Here is a 24,565-nt window from a genome sequence, read left to right on the forward strand (position 1 = left end):
CTGACCCAATGTGGGAGGGGGCTTGCCCGCGAAGGCGGTGTGTCAGTCACTGAATCTTCAACTGAACCACCGCTATCGCAGGCAAGCTAGCTCCCACACTGGTCCGGCGTTGCCCACAAAATCATCACCCGGCATAGACACCCTGTGAGACGTCAGTCAGATAGCCTCAGGTTCGGTCAGCACTTTGCGAAAGGTTTCCACCAACGGCCTCAAGTTGACGCGGTGCCATGCCGCCCACAGCGGTGTGGTGTAGTCCAGCCACGGCAGCTCGCGCAACACTACGCCTGGCGGTGCGTTGCGGCTCAGGCCTTTTTGCACCATCGCCACCCCCAGCCCGGACGCCACCAGGCCCAGTGCGGTAAAGGGCTCGCTGGCCTCCATGGGGATTTGCGGGGTGAAACCGGCACGGATACAGGCGGCGACGAAATCATCGGCCGGGTTGGCGCCAGGTTTGCGCTGCACGCCGATCCATTGTTGGTCGGCCAGGTGCTCGGGTAACAGTCCATGTTGTTGAACCAGCGGATGCTGTTCGGGCAGAGCCAGCAGCATCGCGTCGTCGAGGACTTGCCAGGCGGTCAGGTTCGGGTCGTCGGCGGCAGGTGGTTCGCTCACCAGGGCGATGTCCAGGCTGCGTTGGCGCAAACCTTCCAGTTGTTCCAGGGATGGCAGGTTATACAGCTTGATATGCACGGCGGGCCTATCGTCGCGCAGTATGCGCAAGGCATTGGGCAAGACACCGGCGTGCATGGCGTTTTCGATATAACCGATGCACAAACCGCCTTCTTCGCCGCGGCCCAGGCGCTTGCCCAGGGACTCCAGGCGGTTGGCGTGGGTCAGCAGGGCCTTGGTTTCGGCCAGGAAGGTCTGGCCGTCGCGGGTCAGGCGGATGCGCTGCTGGCTGCGCTCGAACAGGGTCAGGCCCAGGCGTTCCTCGAGCTGGGCGATCTGCCGGCTCAGGGGCGATTGGGAAATGTGCAAGCGCTCGGCGGCGCGGCCGACGTGTTCTTCTTCGGCTACCACTTCGAAGTAGCGCAACTGGCGTAGATCAATCATGTAAGACCTTCAAGGACTCAAGTTGGTCGCAGTATGTCTTGGACGGTCTGATCTGCGCAATCTAGCATCTGCTCAACGGTCACAGCGACCTCGCACCGATTGAGGAACCACCATGAGCTTGAAAGACACACTGCCCGGCGTACTGGGCTTTGGCACCGCCCCCTTGGGCAATATGTTCCGCGCCATCCCCGAAGCAGAAGCCCAGGCCACCGTCCAGGCCGCCTGGAACCAGGGCGTGCGTTACTTCGATACCGCGCCGTTCTACGGCTCGGGCCTGTCGGAAATTCGCCTGGGCCAAGCGCTGTCCAACTATCACCGCGACGACTACGTGCTCAGCACCAAGGTCGGCCGGGTGATTCTCGATAAAGTCGAAGAAACCGCCCGTGACCTTGGCGAAAAAAGCGGCGTATTCGAACACGGCCGGCCCAATAAAATAATCAATGACTACAGCGCCGACGCCACCCTGCGCTCCATTGAAGACAGCCTGACACGCCTGCAAACCGATCGCCTGGACATCGTGTGGGTTCACGACATCGCCCAGGATTTTTACGGCGACCAATGGCTGGAATACTTCAACCAGGCCCGCACTGGTGCCTTCAAAGTACTCACCCGTTTGCGCGAGCAAGGAGTGATCAAGGCCTGGGGGCTGGGCGTCAATCGTGTCGAGCCTTGCGAGTTGACCCTGGACCTGGCCGAAGCCCAGCCTGATGGTTTTCTGCTGGCGGGTCGCTATACGCTGCTGGACCACGACCGCGCCTTGCAGCGCCTGATGGACGCGGCCCACGCCCAGCAGGTCGAGATCGTTGTCGGTGGCCCGTACAGCTCCGGCATCCTCGCTGGCGGTGCGCACTTTGAATACCAGCAAGCCGGCCCGGCGATCATTGCCAAGGTCGAGCAGATCAAGGCAATTGCCCAGGCGTTTGGCGTCAGTATCAAGGCCGCTGCGCTACAGTTTTCACTGGCCCATCCGGCAGTGGCAGCGGTGATTCCTGGTGCCAGTCGTCCGGGGCGGATTGCCGAAGACATTGCGGCGTTGTCTGAACAGATTCCAGCAGCCTTCTGGCAGGCGTTGCGCGAGGCCCGCTTGATCTCGGACCGTGCACCTTTGCCTCTCTCACGTTAAGGAGCTTGAGCATGAAAATTGATGTAAGTGGCAAAGTGGCTATTGTCAGCGGCAGCACCGCCGGGATTGGCCTGGGTATCAGCCAGGCCCTGGCGCAATCCGGTGCCACGGTGGTGGTGATCGGGCGGGATGCAGGCAAGGTGGACGACGCCTTGGCCAGCATTCGCCAAGCGGTTCCGGCTGCTCAACTGCGTGGTGTGGTGGCCGACCTCGGCACCGTTGAAGGCGCACAGAAACTTTTCGCCGCCGAACCCCGCGCCGACATTCTGGTCAACAACCTGGGCATCTTCGACGCGGTGGATTTCTTCGACGCGCCGGACAGTGAGTGGGCGCGCTTCTATGAGGTCAATGTGATCTCCGGCGTGCGCCTGGCGCGGCATTATGTGCCGGGTATGGTCGAGCAGGGCTGGGGCCGGGTGATCTTCGTGTCGTCGGAGTCTGGCGTGGCGACGCCGGCCGACATGATCAACTACGGGGTGACCAAAAGCGCCAACCTGGCGGTGTCCCACGGCCTGGCCAAGCGCCTGGCGGGTACTGGGGTGACGGTGAATGCTATCTTGCCGGGGCCGACCTTTACCGATGGCCTGGAACACATGCTCAAGGACGCCACGGCCGAATCCGGGCGCAGTGCCCGAGAGGAAGCGGATGTGTTTGTGCGCCATGCGCGGCCCACCTCGATCATCCAGCGCGCGGCCAATGTGGATGAAGTGGCGAACCTGGTGGCGTACATTGCTTCACCGCTGTCTTCGGCGACGACCGGTGCCGCGCTGCGGGTCGACGGTGGCGTTGTCGACAGCATGGCAATCTGATTTTTTCCTGACTGGAGTATTGATCGTGGCAACAGCGTCTTCTGTGATTGAAATTGCGGTGTCGGCCGACCAGGTCTGGCAACTGATTGGCGGCTTCAACAGCCTGCCTGACTGGCTGCCTTTGATTGCCAAGAGCGAGCCGAGCGAGGGTGGCCGTGTGCGTCACCTGACCACCGCTGACGGCGGCGCGATTGTCGAGCGTTTGCAGACCTTCGACAACGTGGCGCGCACCTACAGCTACACCATTGAAGCCTCGCCGTTTCCGGTGAGTGCTTACTTGGCGACCTTGCAGGTTGAAGCGCTGACGGACACCTCGGCGAAAGTGACCTGGTCCGGCGTGTTCACGCCGGCAGCGGGTACCACCGAGGCGCAAGTCGAGGCATTGTTTGCCGGTGTCTACGAAGGCGGGCTTGAGGCGTTGCGCGGTAACTTCTAAAGAATGTGGTGAGGGAGCAAGCTCCCTCGCCACAGGTGGGTTTTAGCCTATATGGAGCAAGGCTGCCGCGACAGCCTCTGCCGGCGTCATCTGCGCCGTATCCAGCCTGAACGGTGGGGTTTCCCAGCGTTCGTACTCATGCGCCTGCACCGATTCCCAGGTCGGCGGCACCAGCCCGGGAATATCGCCCACACGCCCTTCGACTCGACGCCGATGCGCCTGCTGATCGGTACACACCACCTCGATATTGCTCAGCGCCACACCGGCCGCTGTCGCCACCGCTTGCCAGGCATCGCGGCTTTCCTTCACGGGGTTCACACAATCGGCGATCACCCGCTGCCCCAGGCGCAGGTTACTCAGCGCCAGCGCATTCGCCACCGCGTAGCCGCTGGCCCCCACATCGCCTACCAACACCGCAGCCTCCCGCAGCGCCTGCTCAATCACATCGATACGCAGGTAAACCGCGCCCAACTGTCGCGCCAGCTCCCTGGCAATCGTGGTCTTGCCACTGCCGGGCAAGCCGCTGAATACAATAAGCATGACCCTTCAACCCTTTGTAGGCGCGCTGCTCGCGAAAAACGCCAACCATAACGCGCACTCCCTGAATAAACGCGGCGCCTGTGAGTTTTTCGCGAGCAACCTCGCTCCTACAGTGGTATTAGAACCGCTTGACTCATTTCATCCACAGGAGCGCCCATGACCCTGCCGTTCGTGAAGATGCACGCCCACGGCGACGACTTCATTATCATTGACCGCCGTGGCGAGGATAACCCTATTACTGCGCAGATTGCCCGCCACTTGGGTAACCGCCGCACCGGCATCGGTTTCAATCAGTTGGCGGTGGTGCTCGACTGTGAGGAGGCTGCTGCGCGCGTTCAGTTCTGGAACCCGGACGGAACACGCTTGCAAACCTGCGGCAGCGCGACGCGTGGCGTGGCGGATCGCCTGATGCATGAGGCTGGCACCCAAAGCATCGTCCTGGGCAGCGACCGGGGCTTGCTGACATGCACACGTGCTGATGGGCAGCGCGTGTCGGTGGATATGGGCCCACCCTCGCTGGACTGGGCGTCGGTACCCTTGGCCAGGGCGATGGACACCTGCGTGCTGCCTATCGACGGCCAGCCGGCGGCGTGCAGCATGGGCAACCCGCATTGCACGTTTTTTGTGGAGGATGTGACGGCGCTCGATATTGAAGCCATGGGCTCGACCCTGGAAGTTCACCCGCTGTTTCCGGCCAGGACCAATGTGCATTTCGTGCAAGTGCTGGACCGCGGCCATATCCGCCTGCGTATCTGGGAGCGTGGCGGCGGTGTGCCGCTGGGGTCCGGTTCATGCTGTTGCGCGGCGGTCGTCAACGGCATCCGGCGAGGGCTGCTCGATGAGCGTGTGGAGGTCCAGTGCGACGGCGGCGCGGTCACGGTGCAATGGGACGGGCAGGGCGGGGTGATATTGACCGGCCGGGTCGAGCCGATCATGCAGGGCACCGCGTACCTGTACTAGAACTTCACGGTAAACGTGGTGCCGGCGCTCGCACAGGAACTCACCGCCACATCACCGCCATGCACTCTGGCCAGTTCGCGCACGATATACAGGCCCAGGCCTACGCTGCGCACGTCGCTGCCCTGGTCGGTGCCGCGGGTCATGGGTTCGAACAACCCGGCCAGCAGGGTTTGGGGAATCGCCGGGCCGTGGTTATGCACCGCGACCGCACAGGTGTCGTCGCCCAGGCGCGAGGTAATGGTGATCGGCTGCAGCAAGTCGCCATAGGCCACGCTGTTGGCCACCAGGTTACCGATCATCTGTTGCACGCGGTCGGCGTCCAGGCACGCATCGCCCTGGCCCTCGGCGTGATGCACCAGCGTGGCCTTGGGGAAGGCCACCCGCAGTTCGTCGACGCTGCGATGAATAACGCTGTGCAGGTCCAGCGGTTGCGGCTTGATGGTAATGCCCTGGCCGACCCGGGCCTGGGTGAAGTCCAGCAGGTCGGCGATCATGCGGTGGGCGCGTTCGGACGACTGGCCGATGTGCCCCAACAACTGGCGCTCCTTGGCCGTGCGCTCGCCACGCTGGAGAAAGTCGGAGGCCATGCGGATCGCGGTGAGTGGGTTTTTCAGGTCATGGCTGACAATCGCCACCATCTGTTCGGCAAACAACGCCCGGCGCTGGGCAATGGCATAGGCCTCGCTCAGTTCGGCCTGGGCCTGTTGCAGGGCCAGTTCCGTAGCAGTTTTTTCCTGCAGCAGGGCTTCAGCCTGCTTGTGGGCATTGAGCAGCTCACGCTCGTACTTGTCACGGTCGGTGGTGCCGAACAGCGCCAGGTCATACACCACGCCGTCCGGCTGCTGGCGCTGGTTGGCATTGAGCAAGACCGTGACTTTGTGCCCGTTGCAATGACGGATGTCGAGTTTCACCTCGGTGACGCTGCCGTGCATGCGCAGCATTGGCGCCAGGTGCGTCTGGTAAAAAATCCGCCCGCCCATGGCCAGCAGGTCCTGGAAACGCCGGCCCAGCAGCTGGGCCGCAGTGAAGCCCAGCCAATCGCACAAGCGCGGGTTGACGTGCAGGATCGTGCCATCTTCCTGGGTCACCGCCAGGGCACAGGCCGCGCTGTCAAACAGCGGGTCAACGGGCATCGGCAGCCGCCCAAGGGGCCAGGAACCGGTCCATCGCCGTTGCACACGCCTGGGGGGCGCTCATATGCGGGCAGTGGCCGACATTCTCGACCAGGCAATAAGTGCTGTTAGGTAATACGGCGTGCAGGTATTCACCCACGGCCACTGGGGCGATCAGGTCGTCGGTCGATTGCAGGATGAGTACCGGGGTGGTCAGGCCGAACACATCCTGGCGGTTATCCGAGAGGAAGGTCACGCGGGCGAACTGCTTGGCGATGTCCGGCTCGGTGCGACAGAAGCTGTCGGTGAGCGCCTCGCTCAGGTGCGGCTGCGTCGGGGCGCCCATGATCACCGGGGCCATGGCGCTGGACCAGCCCAGGTAGTTGCTGTCGAGGGTGTCGAGCAGGTCGTCGATGTCGTCGCGCTTGAAACCGCCGACATATTCCTCGGTATCGATATAGCGTGGCGATGGGCCAATCATCACGTGCGCGGCAATGCGCTGCGGGATGAAACGGTCGGCGAGGGTGCCGATCATCGCGCTGACCGAGTGGCCCACCAGAATCACCGGGCCTTGGGCGTAGGCGTCGATAATCTCGTTCAGGTCATGGGCATAGCCATCCAGGCGGCTGTATTTGGTTTTGTCGAACGCACTCAAGTCCGACAGGCCGGCGCCGACCAGGTCATACAGCACCACGCGAAAGCGCTCGAGAAAGTGCGGTGCCAAGGCATTCCACATGGCCTGGTTGCAACCAAAGCCGTGGGAAAACACCAGTGTCGAGGGACCGTTGCCCATCACATGTACATTGTTGCGGTGACGTAGGTCCATGGGGTTCTCGTGGATGGCTAATTGCTATGCAGCTTAGCGGGCAGTTTAGATAGTCGCAGGCCCTGGGTCACGCGTTTGCGTGCAGATAAGGTAAAGTCGGCGTCTTCAGGGAGAGACTTCAGGTAACCATACATGATCGTGCTTGTGCGGCAATCGGTGTTCAGCCTACTGGCCCTGGTGTTTTCCAGCCTGTTAATCGCCGCTCATGCGGACACCTCGCCGATTGGGGTTGCCCTTGATCAGCGGGTTATTGACCTGACCAATACCCTCGACTCGGGCACCGTGCTGCGCCTCAAGCAACAACTCGCCGACCTTGAACAACGCAAAGGCGCGCAAGTGGCCGTATTGCTGGTGCCGACCACCGGCAGCAGCGGCATCGAAGACTATGCCAACCAACTGTTCCGCGCCTGGAAGCTGGGGCGCAAGGACGTCAACGACGGCATCCTGCTGGTGGTGGCCAAAGCCGACCGCACAGTGCGCATCGAGGTGGGTTATGGCCTGGAAGGCATCGTCACTGACCTGCTGGCCCATCGCATCATTGAAGAACGTCTCACTCCAGCGTTTCGTCAGGGCGATTTTGCCGGTGGCATCCAGCAAGGCGTGAGCGCGCTGGTGGTCCTGGTGGACGGCGGCGACCTGCCTGAAGTGGCCGGGCCGGGGATCAACCCGCAATTTTTCGCGATATTGGCGGCGTTTGTCCTGGGGGCGCTCGCCGGTACACTGATCGCCGCTGGCAAGTTGCACTGGCGCAGAGCTTTGATCATCGCAGTTGCGGCCACGCTGTTGCTGGCGGTATTGGCCGGTGGTCGGGACTGGCCGATGTTCCTCGTTGCAATGCCGCTGACCTTGTTGATTGGCGGCGCGCTATTCGGCGCGTTGTGGCAGGTGCGCACGCTGTTTTACGGCGTGATCGGGCTGCTGGCTTACATCCTCGGGTTGGTGGTGGCAAACCATTACGTAGACGTCAGTTTCACCCACTGGTTGCTGTGGCCCCTGGGCGTCTTGGTGGTGCTGGGGTTGTACCTGGTGCTGGTGCTGCTCATGAGGCAGACCTGGCGCACCAGCCGCGCAGGTTTTAGCGTACGACTGCTGGCGGCGGTGGCCGTGTATGGGGTGGCGGGGCAGGTGATGGACGGCGATCGCGACGCCTGGTTGCTGGCATTTCCTATCGCATCGTTTGTTGCGCTGATTATCTTTGGCAAGGTCGGCGAAGGTTCTGGCTCCGGCGGCGGGTCCAGCTCAGGTTCCAGCGGCTCCAGCACCAGCAGCAGTTCGTCGGGCGGTGGCGGTTCCAGCGGTGGCGGGGGGGCTTCCGGCAGTTGGTAGATGACTCGGCGGCTGTCCCATAGTGGAACAACCGCTGAACTGTACCTTTGAGGGTGAAGCCCCTGGGTACTGGTTGTTCGGCAAAGCCCTGAGTGCTAAAGCGGCTTAGACAGTGGAGTTGTCACGCCTTGGTCCAACCGCCGTTGCCGTCAGGTTTTATTTCGAAGTCGATCGGTTGACGCAGGGCATTGGACGCGGAGTCGTTTAAGGCCTTGTCATCCCAAGTTGGGAAGGCGGGCAGGGTGCCGGTGCCGTGATATCCAGCCCTGGTATTGACCTGGGCGTCATCGACGGTCTTTTTGTCTGAAGGCAAGAAATTGCGATCCAGCCGAGTGCGGTTGGCGTGGTCGCGCGTCGCATTGCCAATGTTTTTCCAGCCGCCCTTGCCATTGGACACTTCGGCATCTTCTCCAGCCTGTTTGTCCAGAGAGTTTTTCCTCGGTACATCATTATCGATAGGGTGTTTGGCAGCGGGCTGGTACGCGGGTACGAATGGGGCGGAGCCATTGATTGAAGACATGATTGCACCTCTCTGATTGCTTGGAAATTGACCCTGTCAGAGGGTGGCCCTGACAGGGCGTTTCGCAGGCTACAGCGCCTGGGGCAGGCGCTCAACGAGGTCTGTTTTGGCTGGATGTAACAACGTGAAACCGCATCAGGTGTTGGTTTTCGAGTGAGTCAAAAGGCTATAGGCGCAGTCCGGCCCACGCTCCGAAAAGTCAGGCTGGCTGTCAGATAGCGCAGCGCAGTGCCAGCTTTTCACTCACCGAAACACATTCGGTCGTTGCAGGTCTTTTGGTTGCCTCACGCTTGGAAACACTTTTGCAATCACTCGTGCAACGGCTTGCATTAAAGCGTCTTCACCATCTCATGCCACGCCATACCCCCATGATCCGACGGCGAAGGGCGCACGTAGGTGTAGCCCATTGCTCGGTACAACGGCACATGCTGCGCCTTGCACATCAGGTGGAGGGTGCGCTTGCCCATTGCCTGCATGCGTTGCACGAACTCAGTCATCAGCCGTTTCGCATAGCCCTTGCCTTGATGGGCCGGGTCGACCACCACCGACATGATCACCACATTCGGTGCCTCGGCCACATGGCCCACCAACTCCTTGAAGGCCTCGTCCGACATCACCACTTCATGGGCGCACCCTGAGTTGATGAAGCCCACCACTGCGCCATCTTCCTCCAGGATCAAAAAGCCCTCGGGATACTGCGCGATACGCGTGGTGATCTTTTCAAGCGTGGCGGCTTCGTCGCCCTCGTAGGCGCTGGTTTCGATTTCAAAGCAGCGTGCTGCGTCGGTGGGCAGGGCGTTGCGCAGGGTGAGGGTGGGCATGGGCCGTTCCAGAGATTTTCAGTGAAAGGCCACATCATAGAGAAACGTTGCACCTTTGGCACCGCAAGGCCGGCCCTGACGGGTGAAGCGTGAGGTTCAACTTTGGTGCTGCGCAATCAAACTGTGGGGCTTGCCTGCGATGACGGCCTGAAGGCCGACACCTATCTATCTGACCCTACGCGATCCAAATGTGGGAGCTGGCTTGCCTGCGAAGACGGCCTAACAGTCAACACAGTTGGACCGTGTACATATCCATTCCTGCGGTAACGGCCACTTAGGGTTCCGCTTTTACAGCCAGCCCTTTCAAGGTCTTTTCGTCTTGGCAGCCTTGATTATCCGGTCCGTTGAAACATGCGCATTCACCGCGGTGCCTTTAACCCATGTTTTGGGCTTGGGTACCTTGGGGCCACGGAGGCTTTTCGCAACTTGTTTAGGTTGGATATTTCTGGCAAGCGCCAATAAGTGCTGAGCCAGTTTTTCCAACGGAATGACAGGAAGATGTTCCGAGGGCAGCGCAATCTGCATTCCCTCATATCCACTCCTGACCTGAACCGCTAAATGGTAAATCGAGGCTTCCCATCCTTCAGGCTGGGTATCCCGATGAGCCTGTTCAACACTGCGTTTGAGAACAGCCAGGACGTTGTAAGCCAATACCGCCGTTGCGAACCCCAGTAAGGCAGCCTTTGGGCTGCCAAGGGTTTCGATCTCACTTTCCAGGATCGCTTCCAGTCGCTGGAACATACCTTCAATGCTCCAGCGGCGGCGATACAGTTCGGCGATCTGTTGCGCACTGACGCTCTCAGGCAGGTTGCTCCAGAACATCAAGCTGCTGTCGCCGGAGTCCGTTGGCGAATGAAGCGTCAGTTCGACACGCCGACATTGGTAACCGCCTTTGACCTGGATGATCTGCTCACGCACAGTGCCAGTTTCCACAGGTACTGGCTCTTGCCACTCACCCTCTTGAATCAAGCGTGGATGCTTGGCTTGCTGACGAATGACAAAGCAAGTTTGGACTTGCTCACAAGCCTCCATAACCGGGAGCGTGCAATAAAGCCGGTCAGCCAGCCACACTTGGCCTGGCTCGGCATTGGCCAATAAAGGCAGCACACAAACGCGCTCGCTTGCGTAGGCATCCTCACACGCCTGAAGGTCGACGACCTGATCCAGATCGGGATCGTATGCAACAACCGAAAAACCGGGACGAGCGGCGCCGCGCTCGTTGCGTAAAGCTCCCAGACGTTTTTCAGTGGATGCCAGGTGATTACCGTCCACTACCCGAACCTGCCAACCCGGCAGCATCGCCGTGCAGCCCAGCTCCCGGATGGTTGGAGCCAGGCGCTGTGCACAGCCCGTAATCAGGGCGCGCAACAGAGCAGGCTCGGTACGACTGATCTTGTCGTAGAGAGCCGCCAGGCTGACCGGAAGGTCCTCCAGTTGTCGCGCGGCGGCGTGCAGAGATGGCTTCAAGCCCAATGAAACAAGGGACATTAGCTTGATGATGGTCGAGAACAATAGCTCACGAGAATACTGCCGTTGCCGGTGTTCTTCGAAAACCTGATCAATCCACTCGGGGGCAATAGCCTGCTGCAGCGCCAGTTTGGCCATGACACTGGCAGGTGCTTTTTTTTCGAAACGCGCTAGAACTTCCGCCCACATCGTTTAGGTACCCCCTGAATGAATTTCAGGGGATTTTACAGAAGACCTTGAAAGGGCTGGCTTTTACAGCGGGTCACTTTTGGAAGGACCCAAAAGTAACCAAAAGGTCCTCGCCCCACCACTCGGCACCTCGCTTGGGCTCGGTGTGCCCGTAATCCGCCAGTGATTTGGGGGGCCGCCGCCACGCGCCATCCATGGCGCGGGGCGGCTAAACCGGCATCCCTGCCGGTTTACCCCCCAAATCCCTGTCGAATTCCGGCCAGCGTGGTTTAACGGGGCGCCTGAGATCAAAAGCAAGATCAAAAGCAGATCAAGAGCGGCTCGCTTCGCATCGTGGTTACCGCCTGGGTAGGAGCGGGTAGGATTGAGTTTCGCAAAAACCAGAAAACCCGCCGAGGCGGGTTTTCTCACAACTTACTGCACAGCAGGCGAATCAAGGCCATGTTTTTCAATCACCGTAAACACATCCGCCACATCCTGGACCATGATCCGGGCGGTATTGGCAACTGTGCGCGGGTTCGCATACCAGGAAGAATCACCCCCGGCAGACCCGAAGGTCTCCGACGCACAGCCGCCATACCGACAGGATGTATCAAACCCCACTCACCAACTTCCCACTGTCCATCCGGCGCTTATACGCACTGTCCCGACTCGCCAACCAGAAGTACAACGGCGACGTCACCACCAACCCCACCACCCACGACAAGTCCGCGCCGTTGATGTGCTGCGAAATCGGCCCCACGTACAGCGGCGTGTTCATGAACGGAATCTGCACCACGATCCCCACCGCATAGGCCAGCAGCGCCTGGGGGTTGTACTTGCCGTAGATGCCGCCATCCACGCGGAAGATCGAGGCGATGTCGTATTGGCCTTTGTGAATGGCATAGAAGTCGATCAGGTTGATCGCCGTCCAGGGCACCAGCACCACCAGCAGCACCAGCACCATGTCGACGAAGTGGCCGATGAAGTCTTGGGAGGCAAACACCGCCGCAATCGAACAGGCGGCCAGCACGATGATGGAGATCACCGCACGGCTTTTCGCGGTCGGGATCCAGCGGTAGGCGAAGGTCTGTACCAGGGTGATGATCGACAGCACCGCGCCGTACAGGTTGAGGGCGTTGTGGCTGATCACGCTGAGCAGGAACAGCACCAGCATCAACGGGCCGATGGCGCCGGTGGCGAGTTTGACGGCGTCCATGGTGTCCATGCCTACCGGCGTGGCGAGCACTGCCACGGCGCCGAAGATGAACGCCAGGCTCGACCCCAGCGCCGAGCCCAGGTAGGTGGTCCAGAAGGTGGCGGCTACCGGCACGTCGGCGGGCAGGTAGCGGGAGTAGTCCGACACGTAGGGCGCAAACGCGATTTGCCACAGTGCAGCCAGGGAAACAGTGGCCAGCCAACCGGAGATGTTGAAGCTGCCACGGGTGAGGAAATCGGTGGTCTGCACATGGGTGAAGATGTAGCCAAAGCCCAGCACGATGCCTGCGCCGAGGACCCAGGTACCGATGCGGTTGAGTACGTGGATGAAGCGGTAGCCGATGATGCCGATGATCCCGGAACCGATGGCGCCGATAACGATGCCCACCGGTACAGGCACGGCGTCCACCACACCATGCAGGGATTTACCGGCCAGCACGATGTTGGAGGCGAAGAAGCCGATGTACATCACCCCGGCAATCACCACCACCAGCAATGCGCCGAGGGAGCCGAACTGTGCACGACTCTGGATCATCTGCGGGATACCCATTTGCGGGCCCTGGGCCGAGTGCAATGCCATCAACACACCGCCGACCAAATGGCCGACAAGGATGGCGACAATGCCCCACACCAGGTTGAGGTGGAACAGTTGCACACCCAGTGCGCCAGTGACGATCGGCAACGGCGCGATGTTGCCGCCGAACCACAGGGTGAACAGGTCTCTTACCTTTCCATGGCGATCTTCCGGGGGCACGTATCCAATCGTGTGTTTTTCGATGAGCGGGGCGGAGGATGTTGCAGTGGTAACCATGACGAGCTCCAAGGCAAGGTGAGTACGTGGGCGTACTTCGCTGTGCGGCGCATGGGCACCGCTTTGTTGTTGGAGTGATCATCTGCAATGGGCGCAGGCAGGTAAATTAGTAAGTTTGTTGCTATAGACCTTAAAAAAAGTATCTCGTGAGGTTTTTTGCTCCGGTATGTTGCATGCACGTCAATGGCTTGAAAAACCGGTGTTTCTGCGCACTTGTTTGGGGCAAAAAACCACGTTTAGGGAGGTGCCGATGGCAGCCTATAACCTGCGTCAGCTCAGATATTTTGTGACCACGGCCGAATGCGGCAGCGTTGCCGAGGCGTCGCGCAAGCTGTATATCGCCCAGCCGTCGGTTTCCACGGCGATCAAGCAACTGGAAGACAGCTTTGGCGTGCAACTGTTTATCCGCCATCACGCCCAGGGCGTTTCCCTCACGCCCAGCGGCGCGCGCTTTTATCGCAAGGCGTTGGAGCTGTTGCGGGTAGCCCATGAGTTCGAACAGAACGCCCTGGCCGATAACGATGTGGTGGCCGGGCAGATTGACATCGGTTGTTTTGAAACCGTGGCACCGTTGTACTTGCCACGCTTGATCGCCGGTTTCAAGGCGCGCTGGCCGGGCGTGGAGATCCGCATCCGCGATGGCGAGCAGCAGGAGCTGGTGCAGGCGCTGACGGCGGGCAGTATCGACGTGGCGATGCTGTTTGAGCACGACCTGGGCAGCACCATCGAGACCACGCCGCTGATGCCGCCGCAACAGCCCTATGCGTTGCTGCCGGCCGACCACCGCTTTGCCCAACAGGCCAAGGTGTCCCTGGCCGACCTGGTGCTGGAGCCGATGATTTTGCTGGACGTGTTGCCCAGCCGTACCTACTTCGTGAGCATCTTCGAAGAGCGCGGGCTGACCCCGAATATCGTATTCAGCTCGCCCTCCATCGAAATGGTGCGGGGCATGGTGGGGCGGGGGTTCGGGTTCTCGATCCTGGTGACCAAACCGTTCAGCGAGTACACCTATGATGGGCAGAAAGTGGTGTGCATTCCCTTGGTGGAAACGGTCACGGGGTCGGGGTTGTCCGCCGTCTGGCTACGCCGCGCACCCTTGACCAAACCGGTGCAGTTGTTTGTCGACTACTGCCGCGAAGAGTTGGCCCGACTACTGGGCTGAACACCAAACCCCAATGCCGATCAGTTAAGCGAACACAGTGCTCAACGCAACGAAGATCAAAGGTGGGAGCTGGCTTGCCTGCGAAAGCGGTCGTGCAGTAACCGATGCAGTGATTGACACACCGCCTTCGCGGGCAAGCCCGCTCCCACAGGGATTTGCGCTTAACTGATCGGCATTGGGGCTGGCCCCTCCCACATAGGTGGTGCGATGTCTTCAGGTGCTGATAAAGCCTAGCAACCGCTGCAACATCGCATCGCAGCCATCGAGCTGCTCCAGGCTCACAAACTCATCGGGCTTATGCCCTTGGTCCATGCTGCCTGGCCCGCATACCACGGTGGGAATACCCACCGCATCGAACAGCCCGCCCTCGGTACCAAACGCTACGGTGCCGAATGCCTGCGAGTCGCAAAACGTCGCAATCAATTGCGCCGCCTGGCTGCGCTCATCCGTGACCAGCCCTGGGTAGGCCGACAGCTCGGTGAACCGAATCGAACTCTGCTTGCTGACCGCCTGCATGCGCGGCAACACCTGCTGCCGCGCGTAGGCCTGTAGCTCTTCAGCTACTTCGCCCGGGTCCATGGAGGGCAGGGCGCGCACCTCAAAGTCAAAGCGGCAGTCGGCTGGCACGATATTCAAGGCCTTGCCGCCGTTGATCATGCCGGTCTGTACCGTGCTGAACGGCGGGTCAAAACGTGGGTCCTGACGCGCGCGTAGCCGTTGGCCAATGCGCCCCAGTTCACCGATCAACTCGGCGGCGTGTTCAATCGCATTCACACCCGAGGGCGCATAGGCCGAGTGGCACGCCTGGCCCTGAACATCGCAGCGCATCGCCAACTTCCCCTTGTGGCCCAGCACCGGCTTGAGCTCGGTCGGCTCGCCGATGATGCACAACATCGGCTTGACCGGACGCTGTTCAAGAACGGCGAGCAGCGAGCGCACGCCCAGGCAGCCGACTTCCTCATCGTAGGACAGGGCGATGTGCACCGGCAGGCGCAATGGCGCCTTGACCAGCGCTGGCACCAACGCCAGCACGCAGGCGATATACCCCTTCATGTCGGCGGTGCCGCGCCCGAACAGCTTGCCGTCGCGCTCGGTCAGCGTGAACGGCGGCAGGCTCCAGGGTTGCCCATCCACCGGCACCACGTCGGTATGCCCCGACAGCACGATACCTGGCAGTTCCACCGGGCCGATGCTGGCAAACAGGTTGGCCTTGCTGCGTTGCGCGTTGTAGACCAGCTCGCTGGTGACGCCAAGCCCGGCCAGGTAATCGCGCACATACTCGATCAATTGCAGGTTGGACTCGCGGCTGGTGGTGTCGAAGCCCACCAGGGTTTCCAGCAGGTCGCGGCTGCGGCTCATCGGTCGTCTCCGGCCACACCGTAGCCGGGGGAGCGGTCGGGGGCGAGGGCGCGATCGATATAGTCCTGCACCTGTGGGCGGTAGGCATCCCAGAGTTTTTGCAATTCGCCAATCGGCGCCTCGTCGGCCCAATCCACGCGCAAGTTGATAATCGGCCAAGTCAACTCGCCCACCACCACCAGCGCGGCGGAGTGCACCGGGCCGGCTTCGCCACCGGCGGCGATGGCGGCATGCATCGCGGCCAGTAGACGGTCTGCGAGCTGGCCTTCGCCCTGTTCGAAGGCCGTGACCATCGCGGTGATCACTTCAGGGGCGGCGAGCATATTGCCCGCCGCCACGCATTGCTCGCCCGATACCGCGTGATGGGTACCCAGGGTCTGACTGCCGCTGAAATGCACGCTGCGGCCCAGGTGGTCAATCGCCGTCAGTTGCCGGTACTGGCTGTAGCCGTTGCGGGTGAGCGCTTTATCGACGGCGTCGGCGGGAGCCAGGCCCTGTTCCAGCCCGTCGAGGACGTCCGGACCGAGGGCCGGCAAGGTGATGTTCTGGGTCGACACGGCGCCCACACCGGGCCGCAGCCACGGGCAGCGGGCGCCCACGGCGATGCTCGATGAGCTGATGGCAATGCCCAGTTGGCCGGTCTCTGCACAACGGCCGACGATAGAAAAGGTCATGGCTAGCCTCCTTACTCTGGAATAACCGCGATCACATCAATTTCCATCAGCCACTGCGGCTGGCCCAGGGCCGAAACCACCAGCCCGGTGGAAATCGGGAACACGCCCTTGAGCCACTTGCCGACTTCCTGGTACACCGGCTCGCGATAGCGTGGGTCGATCAAATAGGTGGTGGTTTTGACGATATGGCTGAGGTCGCTGCCGGCTTCTTCCAGCAGTTGCTTGACGTTCTTCATCGCCTGCTCGGCCTGGGCCCGTGGGTCGCCGAGGCCGACCAGGTTGCCGTCGAAATCAGTGCCCACCTGGCCGCGTACGTACACGGTGTTGCCGGCGCGCACGGCCTGGCATAGGTCGTTGTCCAGGCTCTGGTTGGGATAGGTTTCTTTGGTGTTGAACATGCGAATGCGAGTGTGAGTAGGCATCAAAAAACTCCTGGGAAAAATGATCAGGCGCTGACAGGGGACTGGCGGGCAACCGGGGCGGCTTCGCGGTACTCAAGGTACTGACGCTGGATGGCGATATGGTCGGCCACGTATTTGGCGTCGTGCCACACGCCCCAGATAAACGACGAGCCACGCCGCGATTGCCATGGCAACCCAAGGAAGTAGATGCCCGCTTCGCTGGAGACACCGCGCTGGTGTTGCGGCTTGCCAGCGGCGTCGAAGGCGTCTACCTGCAACCAGCTGTAGTCCACGGCAAATCCGGTGGCCCAGATGATCGAAGTGATGCCAGCCTCCGCCAGGTCCAGTGTCAGGATCGGCTGCTTGATGCATTCAGCGTCGGGGAACACGCGACGTGCCTCGGGCTCCAGGGGCAGGTCGAGGCCGTTGCGCTCGATATAGGCGTCGGCCGCATCCAGCAAGGCCAGGTAGTTTTCATCACCGCGCGCCAGGTTCTCCACCAGGTTGGGTTGGAACGTTGCCACCGTGCCGTCGAAGGCGTGAGTCAGGCCGACCAGGGTCATGCCTTGCTGGGCCAGCTCGCGAAAGTCGATGGTCTTGCCGCCGTGGGCGCCACTCACGGCAATGGTGACGTGCTCGCGGCCGGGTTTCATCGCCGCCTGGTCCCACTCGCCCAATACGCCCAACCACCAGCAGAAGTCGCGGTTGCGATAGGCGCGAGGAGGGCGGTCATGGGCGCCGACCGACAGGTACACCTGGCGACCGGAACGCTGCAATTCATCGGCAATTTGCACCCCGGACGAGCCGGCGCCCACCACCAGCACAGCGCCGGCTGGCAGTTGCCCAGGGTTGCGATAGTCGGCGGAGTGGATCTGGTGCAGCGCGGTGTCTTTAGGCGCGATAGCGGGAATCACAGGCTTTTGAAAGGGCCCGGTGGCGGCTACCACGCGGTTGGCTTCGATCACGCCTTCGCTGGTGTGCACGGTAAAGCCGGGGCGCCCCTCGTTGCGTACTACTGAGGTGACGTCCACGCCGGTGCGGATCGGCGCGTTGAATTTACGGGCATAGGCTTCGAAGTAATCGGCGACGCGCTCTTTGGGTGCGAACCCATCGGCGGGGACGTCATCGAAATGCAGGCCGGGGAAGCGGTCATGCCAGGCCGGGCCGTTGGCGACCAATGAGTCCCAGCGGCCGGTGCGCCAGCGCTCGGCAATACGGCTGCGTTCCAGCACCAGGTGCGGCACGCCTTGCTTGCTCAAATGCTCGCTCATGGCCACGCCAGCTTGACCTGCGCCAACCACCAGCGTGTCTATTTTTGTTATCGCTACAGTCATGTCTCTATCCTTGCGTAATGCAGTTGGATTCAGCTCGGGCATGACGTCAAGTTAGGCGGCGGGGGGGTATTAATAAAATATTATTAAGTTGGGAAGTGAGCATAAATATCGGATGCAGAGCCGGCGAATGCCTGCCAGACAGCACATACATGCAATTCCCCACACCTGCCAACCGGCCACACTCTCCCCATCGCTCAATGCTCCGGGGAAACACCCAGCCATGGAATCAACCGCCAACACCCGCCCCGACGAAGTCGTCACCCTGGTCGTCAAGCACCGGGTCAAACCCGGCTTTGAAGTCGAGTACGAAGCCTGGCTGCGCCGCATCGTGCGCATCGCCGGCGAACGCCCTGGGCACCTTGGCGTTGACGTGGTGCGCAGCCAGCAAAACGGCATGGCGCTGTTCACTTGCGTGCTGCGCTATAGCTCCACCAACGCCCTTGAGCTGTGGCTCGGCTCCCCGCAACGCCAGGCCCTGATCGACGAAGCCGCGCCCATGCTGGCGGATGGCGACCAGACGGAAATCGGCGCGGCCAATGAATTCTGGTTCACGCCCCAGGCCGATGGCGGTGCCAAGCCGCCGCGCTGGAAGCAGGCGGTGGTCAGCCTGTTTGTGATCCTGCCGCAAACCCTGCTGCTGCCGTTTATCTGGGGGCCGATCCTGCGGTTGCACCCGTTTTTGTCCAACTACGTGGTCTCCACCTTCCTGGTCACCCTGACCATCGTGTTGCTGGTGGTGTACCTGCTGATGCCGGCGGCCACCCGCCTGTTCGCTCCCTGGCTTGAAGCCTCTGTAAAGGAAACCCTATGAACGCCGATCTGATTCTGTTCAATGGCCAGTTCCACACCGTGGACCGGGAAAACCCACGCGCCACCGCCGTGGCCATCCACCAAGGGCGCTTTGTCGCCGTCGGTACCAACGGCGAAGCCATGGCCCTGCGCGGCAGCGGCACCCAGGTCATCGACCTGAAGGGCCGCACCGTGATTCCCGGCCTCAACGACTCGCACTTGCACCTGATTCGTGGCGGGTTGAACTACAACCTTGAACTGCGCTGGGAAGGCGTGCCGTCCCTGGCCGATGCCTTGCGCATGCTCAAAGACCAGGCCGACCGCACGCCCACGCCGCAATGGGTACGCGTGGTGGGCGGTTGGAACGAATTCCAGTTCGCCGAAAAGCGCATGCCCACCCTGGAAGAACTCAACCAGGCCGCCCCGGACACCCCGGTGTTCGTGCTGCACTTGTACGACCGCGCCTTGCTCAACCGCGCAGCCCTGCGGGTGGCGGGCTACACCAAGGACACGCCGAACCCGCCGGGCGGTGAGATCGTACGCGACAGCAACGGCAACCCCACCGGCATGCTGGTGGCGCGGCCCAACGCGATGATCTTGTACTCGACCTTGGCCAAAGGCCCGAAACTGCCTTTGGAATATCAGGTCAACTCCACCCGCCAGTTCATGCGGGAACTCAATCGCCTGGGCCTGACCAGCGCCATCGATGCCGGCGGCGGCTTCCAGAACTACCCCGATGACTATGCGGTGATCGAGCAACTGGCCAAGGATCAACAGTTGACGGTGCGCATCGCCTACAACCTGTTCACCCAGAAGCCCAAGGAAGAGCTCAGCGACTTCAAGCACTGGACCGGCAGCGTCACCCTGCACCAGGGCGATGACTACCTGCGCCATAACGGTGCCGGCGAGATGCTGGTGTTCTCGGCGGCGGATTTCGAAGACTTCCTCGAACCCCGCCCGGACCTGCCGCTGACCATGGAACAGGAGCTGGAACCGGTGGTACGCCACCTGGTGGAACAGCGCTGGCCGTTCCGTCTGCACGCCACTTACGACGAGTCCATCTCGCGCATGCTCGACGTGTTCGAGAAGGTCAACCGCGATATTCCGTTCAATGGCTTGCCGTGGTTCTTCGACCACGCCGAAACCATCACCCCGAAAAACATCGAACGCGTGCGTGCCCTCGGTGGCGGTATTGCGATTCAGGATCGCATGGCGTTCCAGGGCGAATACTTCGTCGAGCGCTACGGCGCCAAGGCCGCCGAAGCCACGCCGCCGATCAAGCGCATGCTGGCCGAAGGCGTGCCGGTAGGGGCGGGCACCGATGCCACCCGCGTGTCGAGCTACAACCCCTGGACCTCGCTGTATTGGATGGTCAGCGGCCGCACCGTCGGTGGCCTGGAGCTGCACGCCGAGGGCTTGCCGCGCCTTACCGCATTGGAGCTGTTCACCCACGGCAGCGCCTGGTTCTCCTCCGAGCAGGGCAAGAAAGGCCAGATCAAGGTCGGTCAACTGGCGGATGTCGCCGCGTTGTCGGCGGACTTTTTCAGCGTCGAAGAAGAAGCCATCAAGTGGATCGAGTCGGTGCTGACCGTGGTCGGCGGCAAGGTCGTGTACGGCGCTGGCGACTTCGAAGATTTCGCACCGCCACGGGTACCGGTGCTGCCGGACTGGTCGCCGGTGGTCAAGGTGCCGGGGCACTGGCGCCCCACGTCGCCGATGCAGGCCCAGGTTCACCAGTGCAGCGGCCCCTGTGGCGTGCATGCCCATAGCCATGAAAAAGCGCGCCTTTCCAGCGTGCCGGTCAGCGACTTCCAGGGTTTCTGGGGTGCGTTCGGCTGCTCCTGCTTTGCCTTTTGAAGAACACCCCATCCCTAAAGGAGTTACCCATGACTTACAAGCGCTTGAACAAAGACGATGCTGTTGTTTTGTTGGTTGATCACCAGACCGGCCTGATCTCCCTGGTGCAGGATTTCTCCCCCAACGAGTTCAAGAACAACGTGCTGGCCCTGGCCGACGTGGCGAAGTTCTTCAACCTGCCGACCATCCTGACCACCAGCTTTGAAAGCGGCCCCAACGGCCCATTGGTGCCTGAGCTCAAAGAACTGTTCCCCGACGCGCCGTACATTCCGCGCCCTGGCCAGATCAACGCGTGGGACAACGAAGATTTCGTCAAGGCCGTCAAGGCCACCGGCCGCAAGCAAATCATCATTGCCGGTGTGGTGACCGACGTGTGCGTGGCGTTCCCGACCCTGTGTGCCCTTGACGAAGGCTTTGAGGTCTTCGTGGTCACCGACGCTTCCGGCACCTTCAACGAAACCGTGCAACAAGCCGCCTGGGCGCGTATGACCGCCGCCGGTGCACAACTGGTCAACTGGTTCTCGGTGGCTTGCGAGCTGCAAGTGGACTGGCGCAACGACATGGAAGGCCTGGCCAACCTGCTCTCGCCGCGCATTCCCAACTACCGCAACCTGATGAACAGCTACTCGGCGTTCGCTGCCAAGTAACCTGGTCGGTAAAACACCGCAAAACCCTGTGGGAGCTGGCTTGCCTGCGATAGCGGTGCATCAGTCAACAGCATTGCTGGCTGATACACCGCTATCGCAGGCAAGCCAGCTCCCACATTTGATTGTGTTCACATTTTGGTTTGTGGTGTGACCACTGACAGGCTATAAAACAGCCCATCGTCCCCTGAGAAGCGACAATGAACCCCTTCGAAGACATGCGCCTGTTCTGCCAGGTCATGGAATCCGGCAGTTTCACCGCCGCCGCCGAGCAATTGGGCTTGTCCAAGCAATTCGTCAGCCGCCGCCTGATCCAACTGGAAGACCGCCTGGGCGTGCGCTTGCTTAACCGCTCCACACGGCGCCTGGACGTCACGCCGCTGGGCCAGAGCTACTACGAGTCGGCCTTGCGCCTGCTCGGTGAGGTGGAACAAGTGGAGCAGGGCATCGCTGGCCAGAACAGCGAGCCCCGAGGCACCATTCGCCTCAGTGCACCCTTGTCGTTCGCCATGGCGCACCTGGGTTGCCTGTTGCCGTTGTTTCTGCGTCAGCATCCGCAGGTCTGCGTTGAAGTTGACCTGAGCGACCGTCCGGTGGACTTGATCGGCGAAGGCTACGACCTGGTGCTACGCATCGGTACCCTGGAAGATTCCACCCTGATCGCCCGACGGATCGCCGCTATCGAGCGGGTGTATTGCGCCAGCCCCGACTACCTGGCGTTGCGGGGTACGCCTTTGAAACCCGAGGATTTAACCACGCACGACTGCCTGCCCTACGGCCACGGCCGCCAGGTGCAATGGCGCTTCAAAGGCAAGGTGCAAGCCTTGAGCGTCAGTGGGCGCATGCGCGTCAATAACGGTGACCTGCTGCGCGATACCGCGATTGCCGGTCTGGGCGTTACCTACCTACCGACGTTCATCGTCAGCGACGCCTTGAAGGACGGTCGCTTGGTCAAGGTATTGGAAGACTTCGCCCCAGAGGCCTTGACCCTGTCGGCGGTGTACCCGCAGCACCGACAGAGTTCACGCCCGGTGCAAGCGCTGGTGGAGTTCCTGCGCGAACGCCTCGCTAGCGGCTGCTGAACAGTTGGCGGATCAGGTTGGGCGTGCTGCCCGTCCACCGCTTGAACGAACGCCGAAAATTCGCCGCATCGTTGAAGTTCAGGTACGCCGCGACTTCCTCGTTACTCAAGCCCTTGGTCAGGTACAGGTGCAAGGCCACATGCTTGCGCACCCGGTCGACCTGTTGCTGAAAACCGGTGTCGTGCCGTTGCAACTTGCGCTTTAGCGTGGCCGGGCTCATGGCGAAAATGTGCGCGGCCTGTTCCAGGCTGGGTGGTTGGCGCACATGTTCGCGCAGGTAGGCATAGAGGCAGTCCAGAAAACTTGTGGCAAAGCCCAGTTGCTCGATTTGTTCAAGGGCTTGCTGGCGTGCGACCTGGCCCGCCGTGGCCGAAGCGCCCGGCCAGTTGTGGGTGAGGTATTCACGGGGGATGCACATCATATCCAGCGGGCGTTCGAAGCGCGTGTGCTCGCCCAGATGCACCCAGTATTGCTCGACATACCGAGGTTCGGCATGGTTGAAACTGCACACCCATGGCAAGCGCTGGCCGCTGAGCCATTGGCTCATGGCAACCAGCGAGGTCATGCTGGCTTCGAGCAGAAAGCGCCAGTGTTCGCCGGCGCCGCAACTGTCCAACCAATACAGGTAAGCGTGGTGCTCATCCAGTTCCAGTTGCAGCGTGGCCAGCGGGCTGAGCAGCACTTGTTGCTGGATCAGGATGTCCAGGGCCTGATGAAGGTTCTGTGCATGCCCCAGCGCATGGCTGGCGGCGCCGTAGTAGCCGGGCAGCAGGCGTTGGCCAAACAGGAAACTGCTGTCATCGGCGTCCAGTAGTTTGCGGCTGTTGCCGATCAAGCCCAGAAACTGTTGCGGGCTCAACCGCGCGTTGCCGGCCAGGATGTCTTCGTGGAACAGGCCGGTGCCCCGCAGCAGGCGATGGCTGTCGATGTCCCGGGACAAGCCCAGGTCGATCAACGTGGCGGGTTGATAGTGACCGGGGATGAAGCGGCTGTCGTTTTCATACCAGCTGGTTTTCACGGCCATTTCAGGCGCTTTTCGCAAGGGGTTGCTTGGCCCGGGCCAGGCCCATATTCAGCCGCGTGAGCAGCTCGTGGGGGGACTCTTGCAAGGCCATTGCCACCGCCGTGGTCGCCGCCAGTTGCAGGCGTTCGCCCTGTTGCCGGGTCTTGTGGGCCAGGCTCTGCACCGCGTGTTGCAACTCCAGCGCCAGGCCCTGGGCCTGACGCTCGCCGGTATTGGGCAGCAGCACCACGAAACGATCGCCCGCCAGGCGGCACAACAGGTCTTGGCGGCGCAGGTTGAGCAGCAGCACGTGGCTGACCGCCTGTAGCACCGCATCACCCTCGGCATGCCCGTAGACCTGGTTGATGGTGGTGAAGTTATCCAGGTCCAGGGCGAGCAACGACAGTGGTTGTTGCTGCGCTTGGCTGTCGCGCAGGCTGTCGATGAGTTGGCGCTTGAGGTAGTCGGCGCCGGCCAGGGGCGTGAGTTTGTCGAATAGCCGGTGCTCGCGAAACAACCGCTCGCGTTTTTCCATTTGCGCGCTGATCGCCAGTTGTTCGTGGTGCCAGTGATAAATGCCAATCGTCAGCAGGATCATGCCCACCGGCATTGGCCCTGACTCCAGCCAGTGGTCCCAGGACACGCTATCAGGCAGGCGGATGAATTCGTCGAGGCTGTCGATCCACCAGGAAAAAAAGATGCACGACAGCCCCAGCGCCAGGTATTGGGTGACCCGTCCGGCGGGGCGGCTTTTCAACACCAGGCCCAGCCAGATCAGCGCGAGCAGCGCCGAACCGCCTTCGCCGATGATATCCAGCCATACCCATTCGCTGACGCTCTTGAGCTCGCCGCAGGCCAGGTGCAGGAGTAGTCCGAGGTTGGCGGCGATCAGGAGCAACGCGAGTTTCCAGCGGTGGGGTTTGAGCACGGAAAACATGGCCACGGGTCCTTGGGCAAATGAGTAATGGGCGCCAGCACAGCAGATGGATGTGACGGTTGGATGACGGGCGGGGAGGGTCGAATCAGCTCATGCCCTTGGCCTATTTTTTAGCTGGACATAGAGCCCATGT

The 24,565-nt window shown here is 61.4% G+C and carries 24 protein-coding genes and 1 pseudogene; 10 read left to right on the forward strand and 15 right to left on the reverse strand.

Annotated elements, in window-relative coordinates:
* Positions 1-156: 156 nt before the first annotated feature.
* Positions 157-1,053, reverse strand: a complete 897-nt coding sequence (locus AB4P90_RS12275) for a LysR substrate-binding domain-containing protein (RefSeq protein ID WP_236466394.1) — start codon at positions 1,051-1,053, stop codon at positions 157-159.
* Between the two features lie 112 nt (positions 1,054-1,165).
* On the opposite strand from AB4P90_RS12275, the gene AB4P90_RS12280 reads away from it, so the two are divergent.
* The 3 genes from AB4P90_RS12280 to AB4P90_RS12290 are packed head-to-tail and all read left to right on the forward strand — an operon-like array spanning position 1,166 to position 3,421.
* Positions 1,166-2,176, forward strand: a complete 1,011-nt coding sequence (locus AB4P90_RS12280; RefSeq protein ID WP_395605922.1) for an aldo/keto reductase — start codon at positions 1,166-1,168, stop codon at positions 2,174-2,176.
* A gap of 11 nt (positions 2,177-2,187) precedes the next feature.
* Positions 2,188-2,985 (forward strand): SDR family NAD(P)-dependent oxidoreductase, encoded by a 798-nt coding sequence (locus tag AB4P90_RS12285; protein WP_020301857.1) that lies wholly within the window; start codon positions 2,188-2,190, stop codon positions 2,983-2,985.
* A 25-nt stretch (positions 2,986-3,010) separates the two neighbouring features.
* The gene (locus AB4P90_RS12290; RefSeq protein WP_032903525.1) at positions 3,011-3,421 is read left to right on the forward strand and encodes an SRPBCC family protein; all 411 of its coding nucleotides are present in this window, start codon (positions 3,011-3,013) and stop codon (positions 3,419-3,421) included.
* Between the two features lie 42 nt (positions 3,422-3,463).
* Here the strand turns inward: AB4P90_RS12290 and AB4P90_RS12295 are convergent, their stop codons facing one another.
* On the reverse strand, positions 3,464-3,961 hold the full coding sequence (locus AB4P90_RS12295) for an AAA family ATPase (protein ID WP_014718143.1): 498 nt from the start codon (positions 3,959-3,961) through the stop codon (positions 3,464-3,466).
* 156 nt (positions 3,962-4,117) lie between these two features.
* On the opposite strand from AB4P90_RS12295, the gene dapF reads away from it, so the two are divergent.
* Entirely contained in the window at positions 4,118-4,921 is an 804-nt protein-coding gene (dapF, locus tag AB4P90_RS12300; protein WP_395605923.1) for a diaminopimelate epimerase, read from the forward strand.
* On the opposite strand, the gene AB4P90_RS12305 is transcribed toward dapF, so the two are convergent.
* Both AB4P90_RS12305 and AB4P90_RS12310 read right to left on the reverse strand, forming a co-directional pair.
* A complete protein-coding gene (locus AB4P90_RS12305) occupies positions 4,918-6,054 on the reverse strand; it encodes an ATP-binding protein (RefSeq protein ID WP_395605924.1) in 1,137 nt (378 codons plus the stop codon). The two genes, dapF and AB4P90_RS12305, sit on opposite strands and share 4 nt — an antisense overlap.
* The gene (locus tag AB4P90_RS12310) at positions 6,044-6,859 is read right to left on the reverse strand and encodes an alpha/beta fold hydrolase (protein WP_395605925.1); all 816 of its coding nucleotides are present in this window, start codon (positions 6,857-6,859) and stop codon (positions 6,044-6,046) included. Before AB4P90_RS12310 ends, AB4P90_RS12305 begins: the two co-directional genes overlap by 11 nt.
* 132 nt (positions 6,860-6,991) lie before the next feature.
* On the opposite strand from AB4P90_RS12310, the gene AB4P90_RS12315 reads away from it, so the two are divergent.
* Positions 6,992-8,185: a TPM domain-containing protein gene (locus tag AB4P90_RS12315; RefSeq protein ID WP_395605926.1), complete on the forward strand. Its 1,194-nt coding sequence runs from the start codon at positions 6,992-6,994 to the stop codon at positions 8,183-8,185.
* A 121-nt stretch (positions 8,186-8,306) separates the two neighbouring features.
* Here the strand turns inward: AB4P90_RS12315 and AB4P90_RS12320 are convergent, their stop codons facing one another.
* From AB4P90_RS12320 to AB4P90_RS12340, 5 genes and pseudogenes are all read right to left on the reverse strand, one after another.
* Complete coding sequence (locus AB4P90_RS12320) at positions 8,307-8,705, reverse strand: hypothetical protein (RefSeq protein ID WP_014718148.1); 399 nt, start codon at positions 8,703-8,705, stop codon at positions 8,307-8,309.
* A 329-nt stretch (positions 8,706-9,034) separates the two neighbouring features.
* Positions 9,035-9,526, reverse strand: coding sequence for a GNAT family N-acetyltransferase (locus AB4P90_RS12325; RefSeq protein ID WP_014718149.1), 492 nt, complete (start codon positions 9,524-9,526; stop codon positions 9,035-9,037).
* Positions 9,527-9,829: 303 nt separating this feature from the next.
* Positions 9,830-11,131, reverse strand: coding sequence for an IS4 family transposase (locus tag AB4P90_RS12330; RefSeq protein WP_395606097.1), 1,302 nt, complete (start codon positions 11,129-11,131; stop codon positions 9,830-9,832).
* Positions 11,132-11,596: 465 nt separating this feature from the next.
* A pseudogene (locus AB4P90_RS12335) lies at positions 11,597-11,692 on the reverse strand (fructose-bisphosphate aldolase); the annotation flags it as partial.
* An 82-nt stretch (positions 11,693-11,774) separates the two neighbouring features.
* A complete protein-coding gene (locus AB4P90_RS12340) occupies positions 11,775-13,190 on the reverse strand; it encodes a cytosine permease (protein ID WP_020301876.1) in 1,416 nt (471 codons plus the stop codon).
* Positions 13,191-13,440: 250 nt separating this feature from the next.
* Here AB4P90_RS12340 and AB4P90_RS12345 point away from each other — a divergent pair, with 250 nt between their 5' ends.
* Entirely contained in the window at positions 13,441-14,352 is a 912-nt protein-coding gene (locus AB4P90_RS12345; protein WP_014718151.1) for a LysR substrate-binding domain-containing protein, read from the forward strand.
* Positions 14,353-14,565: 213 nt separating this feature from the next.
* On the opposite strand, the gene argE is transcribed toward AB4P90_RS12345, so the two are convergent.
* The 4 genes from argE to AB4P90_RS12365 are packed head-to-tail and all read right to left on the reverse strand — an operon-like array spanning position 14,566 to position 18,162.
* The gene (argE, locus tag AB4P90_RS12350; protein WP_014718152.1) at positions 14,566-15,711 is read right to left on the reverse strand and encodes an acetylornithine deacetylase; all 1,146 of its coding nucleotides are present in this window, start codon (positions 15,709-15,711) and stop codon (positions 14,566-14,568) included.
* Positions 15,708-16,385 (reverse strand): DUF1028 domain-containing protein, encoded by a 678-nt coding sequence (locus AB4P90_RS12355; protein WP_014718153.1) that lies wholly within the window; start codon positions 16,383-16,385, stop codon positions 15,708-15,710. The genes argE and AB4P90_RS12355 overlap by 4 nt, the downstream gene beginning before the upstream one ends.
* 11 nt (positions 16,386-16,396) lie before the next feature.
* Positions 16,397-16,807: a RidA family protein gene (locus AB4P90_RS12360; protein WP_014718154.1), complete on the reverse strand. Its 411-nt coding sequence runs from the start codon at positions 16,805-16,807 to the stop codon at positions 16,397-16,399.
* Between the two features lie 23 nt (positions 16,808-16,830).
* Positions 16,831-18,162, reverse strand: coding sequence for an NAD(P)/FAD-dependent oxidoreductase (locus tag AB4P90_RS12365; protein WP_161981182.1), 1,332 nt, complete (start codon positions 18,160-18,162; stop codon positions 16,831-16,833).
* Between the two features lie 178 nt (positions 18,163-18,340).
* On the opposite strand from AB4P90_RS12365, the gene AB4P90_RS12370 reads away from it, so the two are divergent.
* From AB4P90_RS12370 to AB4P90_RS12385, 4 genes are all read left to right on the forward strand, one after another.
* The gene (locus AB4P90_RS12370) at positions 18,341-18,931 is read left to right on the forward strand and encodes an antibiotic biosynthesis monooxygenase (RefSeq protein ID WP_060767285.1); all 591 of its coding nucleotides are present in this window, start codon (positions 18,341-18,343) and stop codon (positions 18,929-18,931) included.
* Positions 18,928-20,766, forward strand: a complete 1,839-nt coding sequence (locus tag AB4P90_RS12375) for an amidohydrolase (protein ID WP_395605927.1) — start codon at positions 18,928-18,930, stop codon at positions 20,764-20,766. The genes AB4P90_RS12370 and AB4P90_RS12375 overlap by 4 nt, the downstream gene beginning before the upstream one ends.
* A gap of 29 nt (positions 20,767-20,795) precedes the next feature.
* A complete protein-coding gene (gene ycaC / locus AB4P90_RS12380; RefSeq protein ID WP_003191905.1) occupies positions 20,796-21,413 on the forward strand; it encodes an isochorismate family cysteine hydrolase YcaC in 618 nt (205 codons plus the stop codon).
* Positions 21,414-21,610: 197 nt separating this feature from the next.
* Positions 21,611-22,492: a LysR family transcriptional regulator gene (locus AB4P90_RS12385; RefSeq protein ID WP_072434450.1), complete on the forward strand. Its 882-nt coding sequence runs from the start codon at positions 21,611-21,613 to the stop codon at positions 22,490-22,492.
* On the opposite strand, the gene AB4P90_RS12390 is transcribed toward AB4P90_RS12385, so the two are convergent.
* Together AB4P90_RS12390 and AB4P90_RS12395 are read right to left on the reverse strand one after the other, a co-directional pair.
* Complete coding sequence (locus AB4P90_RS12390) at positions 22,479-23,516, reverse strand: AraC family transcriptional regulator (protein ID WP_020301881.1); 1,038 nt, start codon at positions 23,514-23,516, stop codon at positions 22,479-22,481. The two genes, AB4P90_RS12385 and AB4P90_RS12390, sit on opposite strands and share 14 nt — an antisense overlap.
* A gap of 1 nt (position 23,517) precedes the next feature.
* On the reverse strand, positions 23,518-24,432 hold the full coding sequence (locus AB4P90_RS12395) for a GGDEF domain-containing protein (protein ID WP_336827527.1): 915 nt from the start codon (positions 24,430-24,432) through the stop codon (positions 23,518-23,520).
* Between the last annotated feature and the right edge of the window lie 133 nt (positions 24,433-24,565).

Origin of the sequence: Pseudomonas sp. B16120 (assembly GCF_044218845.1) — a bacterium.
Classification (GTDB): Bacteria; Pseudomonadota; Gammaproteobacteria; order Pseudomonadales; family Pseudomonadaceae; genus Aquipseudomonas; species Aquipseudomonas paracarnis.

Coding starts and splice junctions, on each gene's coding strand:
- AB4P90_RS12315 (WP_395605926.1), top strand. CDS start 6,992: ATGATCGTGCTTGTGCGGCAATCGGTGTTCAGCCTACTGGCCCTGGTG.
- AB4P90_RS12355 (WP_014718153.1), bottom strand. CDS start 16,385: ATGACCTTTTCTATCGTCGGCCGTTGTGCAGAGACCGGCCAACTGGGC.
- AB4P90_RS12285 (WP_020301857.1), top strand. CDS start 2,188: ATGAAAATTGATGTAAGTGGCAAAGTGGCTATTGTCAGCGGCAGCACC.
- AB4P90_RS12295 (WP_014718143.1), bottom strand. CDS start 3,961: ATGCTTATTGTATTCAGCGGCTTGCCCGGCAGTGGCAAGACCACGATT.
- AB4P90_RS12360 (WP_014718154.1), bottom strand. CDS start 16,807: ATGCCTACTCACACTCGCATTCGCATGTTCAACACCAAAGAAACCTAT.
- AB4P90_RS12390 (WP_020301881.1), bottom strand. CDS start 23,516: ATGGCCGTGAAAACCAGCTGGTATGAAAACGACAGCCGCTTCATCCCC.
- AB4P90_RS12275 (WP_236466394.1), bottom strand. CDS start 1,053: ATGATTGATCTACGCCAGTTGCGCTACTTCGAAGTGGTAGCCGAAGAA.
- AB4P90_RS12320 (WP_014718148.1), bottom strand. CDS start 8,705: ATGTCTTCAATCAATGGCTCCGCCCCATTCGTACCCGCGTACCAGCCC.
- AB4P90_RS12330 (WP_395606097.1), bottom strand. CDS start 11,131: ATGGCCAAACTGGCGCTGCAGCAGGCTATTGCCCCCGAGTGGATTGAT.
- argE (WP_014718152.1), bottom strand. CDS start 15,711: ATGAGCCGCAGCCGCGACCTGCTGGAAACCCTGGTGGGCTTCGACACC.
- AB4P90_RS12370 (WP_060767285.1), top strand. CDS start 18,341: ATGGAATCAACCGCCAACACCCGCCCCGACGAAGTCGTCACCCTGGTC.
- AB4P90_RS12395 (WP_336827527.1), bottom strand. CDS start 24,432: ATGTTTTCCGTGCTCAAACCCCACCGCTGGAAACTCGCGTTGCTCCTG.
- AB4P90_RS12375 (WP_395605927.1), top strand. CDS start 18,928: ATGAACGCCGATCTGATTCTGTTCAATGGCCAGTTCCACACCGTGGAC.
- AB4P90_RS12305 (WP_395605924.1), bottom strand. CDS start 6,054: ATGCCCGTTGACCCGCTGTTTGACAGCGCGGCCTGTGCCCTGGCGGTG.
- AB4P90_RS12325 (WP_014718149.1), bottom strand. CDS start 9,526: ATGCCCACCCTCACCCTGCGCAACGCCCTGCCCACCGACGCAGCACGC.
- AB4P90_RS12310 (WP_395605925.1), bottom strand. CDS start 6,859: ATGGACCTACGTCACCGCAACAATGTACATGTGATGGGCAACGGTCCC.
- AB4P90_RS12340 (WP_020301876.1), bottom strand. CDS start 13,190: ATGGTTACCACTGCAACATCCTCCGCCCCGCTCATCGAAAAACACACG.
- AB4P90_RS12345 (WP_014718151.1), top strand. CDS start 13,441: ATGGCAGCCTATAACCTGCGTCAGCTCAGATATTTTGTGACCACGGCC.
- dapF (WP_395605923.1), top strand. CDS start 4,118: ATGACCCTGCCGTTCGTGAAGATGCACGCCCACGGCGACGACTTCATT.
- AB4P90_RS12280 (WP_395605922.1), top strand. CDS start 1,166: ATGAGCTTGAAAGACACACTGCCCGGCGTACTGGGCTTTGGCACCGCC.
- ycaC (WP_003191905.1), top strand. CDS start 20,796: ATGACTTACAAGCGCTTGAACAAAGACGATGCTGTTGTTTTGTTGGTT.
- AB4P90_RS12385 (WP_072434450.1), top strand. CDS start 21,611: ATGAACCCCTTCGAAGACATGCGCCTGTTCTGCCAGGTCATGGAATCC.
- AB4P90_RS12365 (WP_161981182.1), bottom strand. CDS start 18,162: ATGCCCGAGCTGAATCCAACTGCATTACGCAAGGATAGAGACATGACT.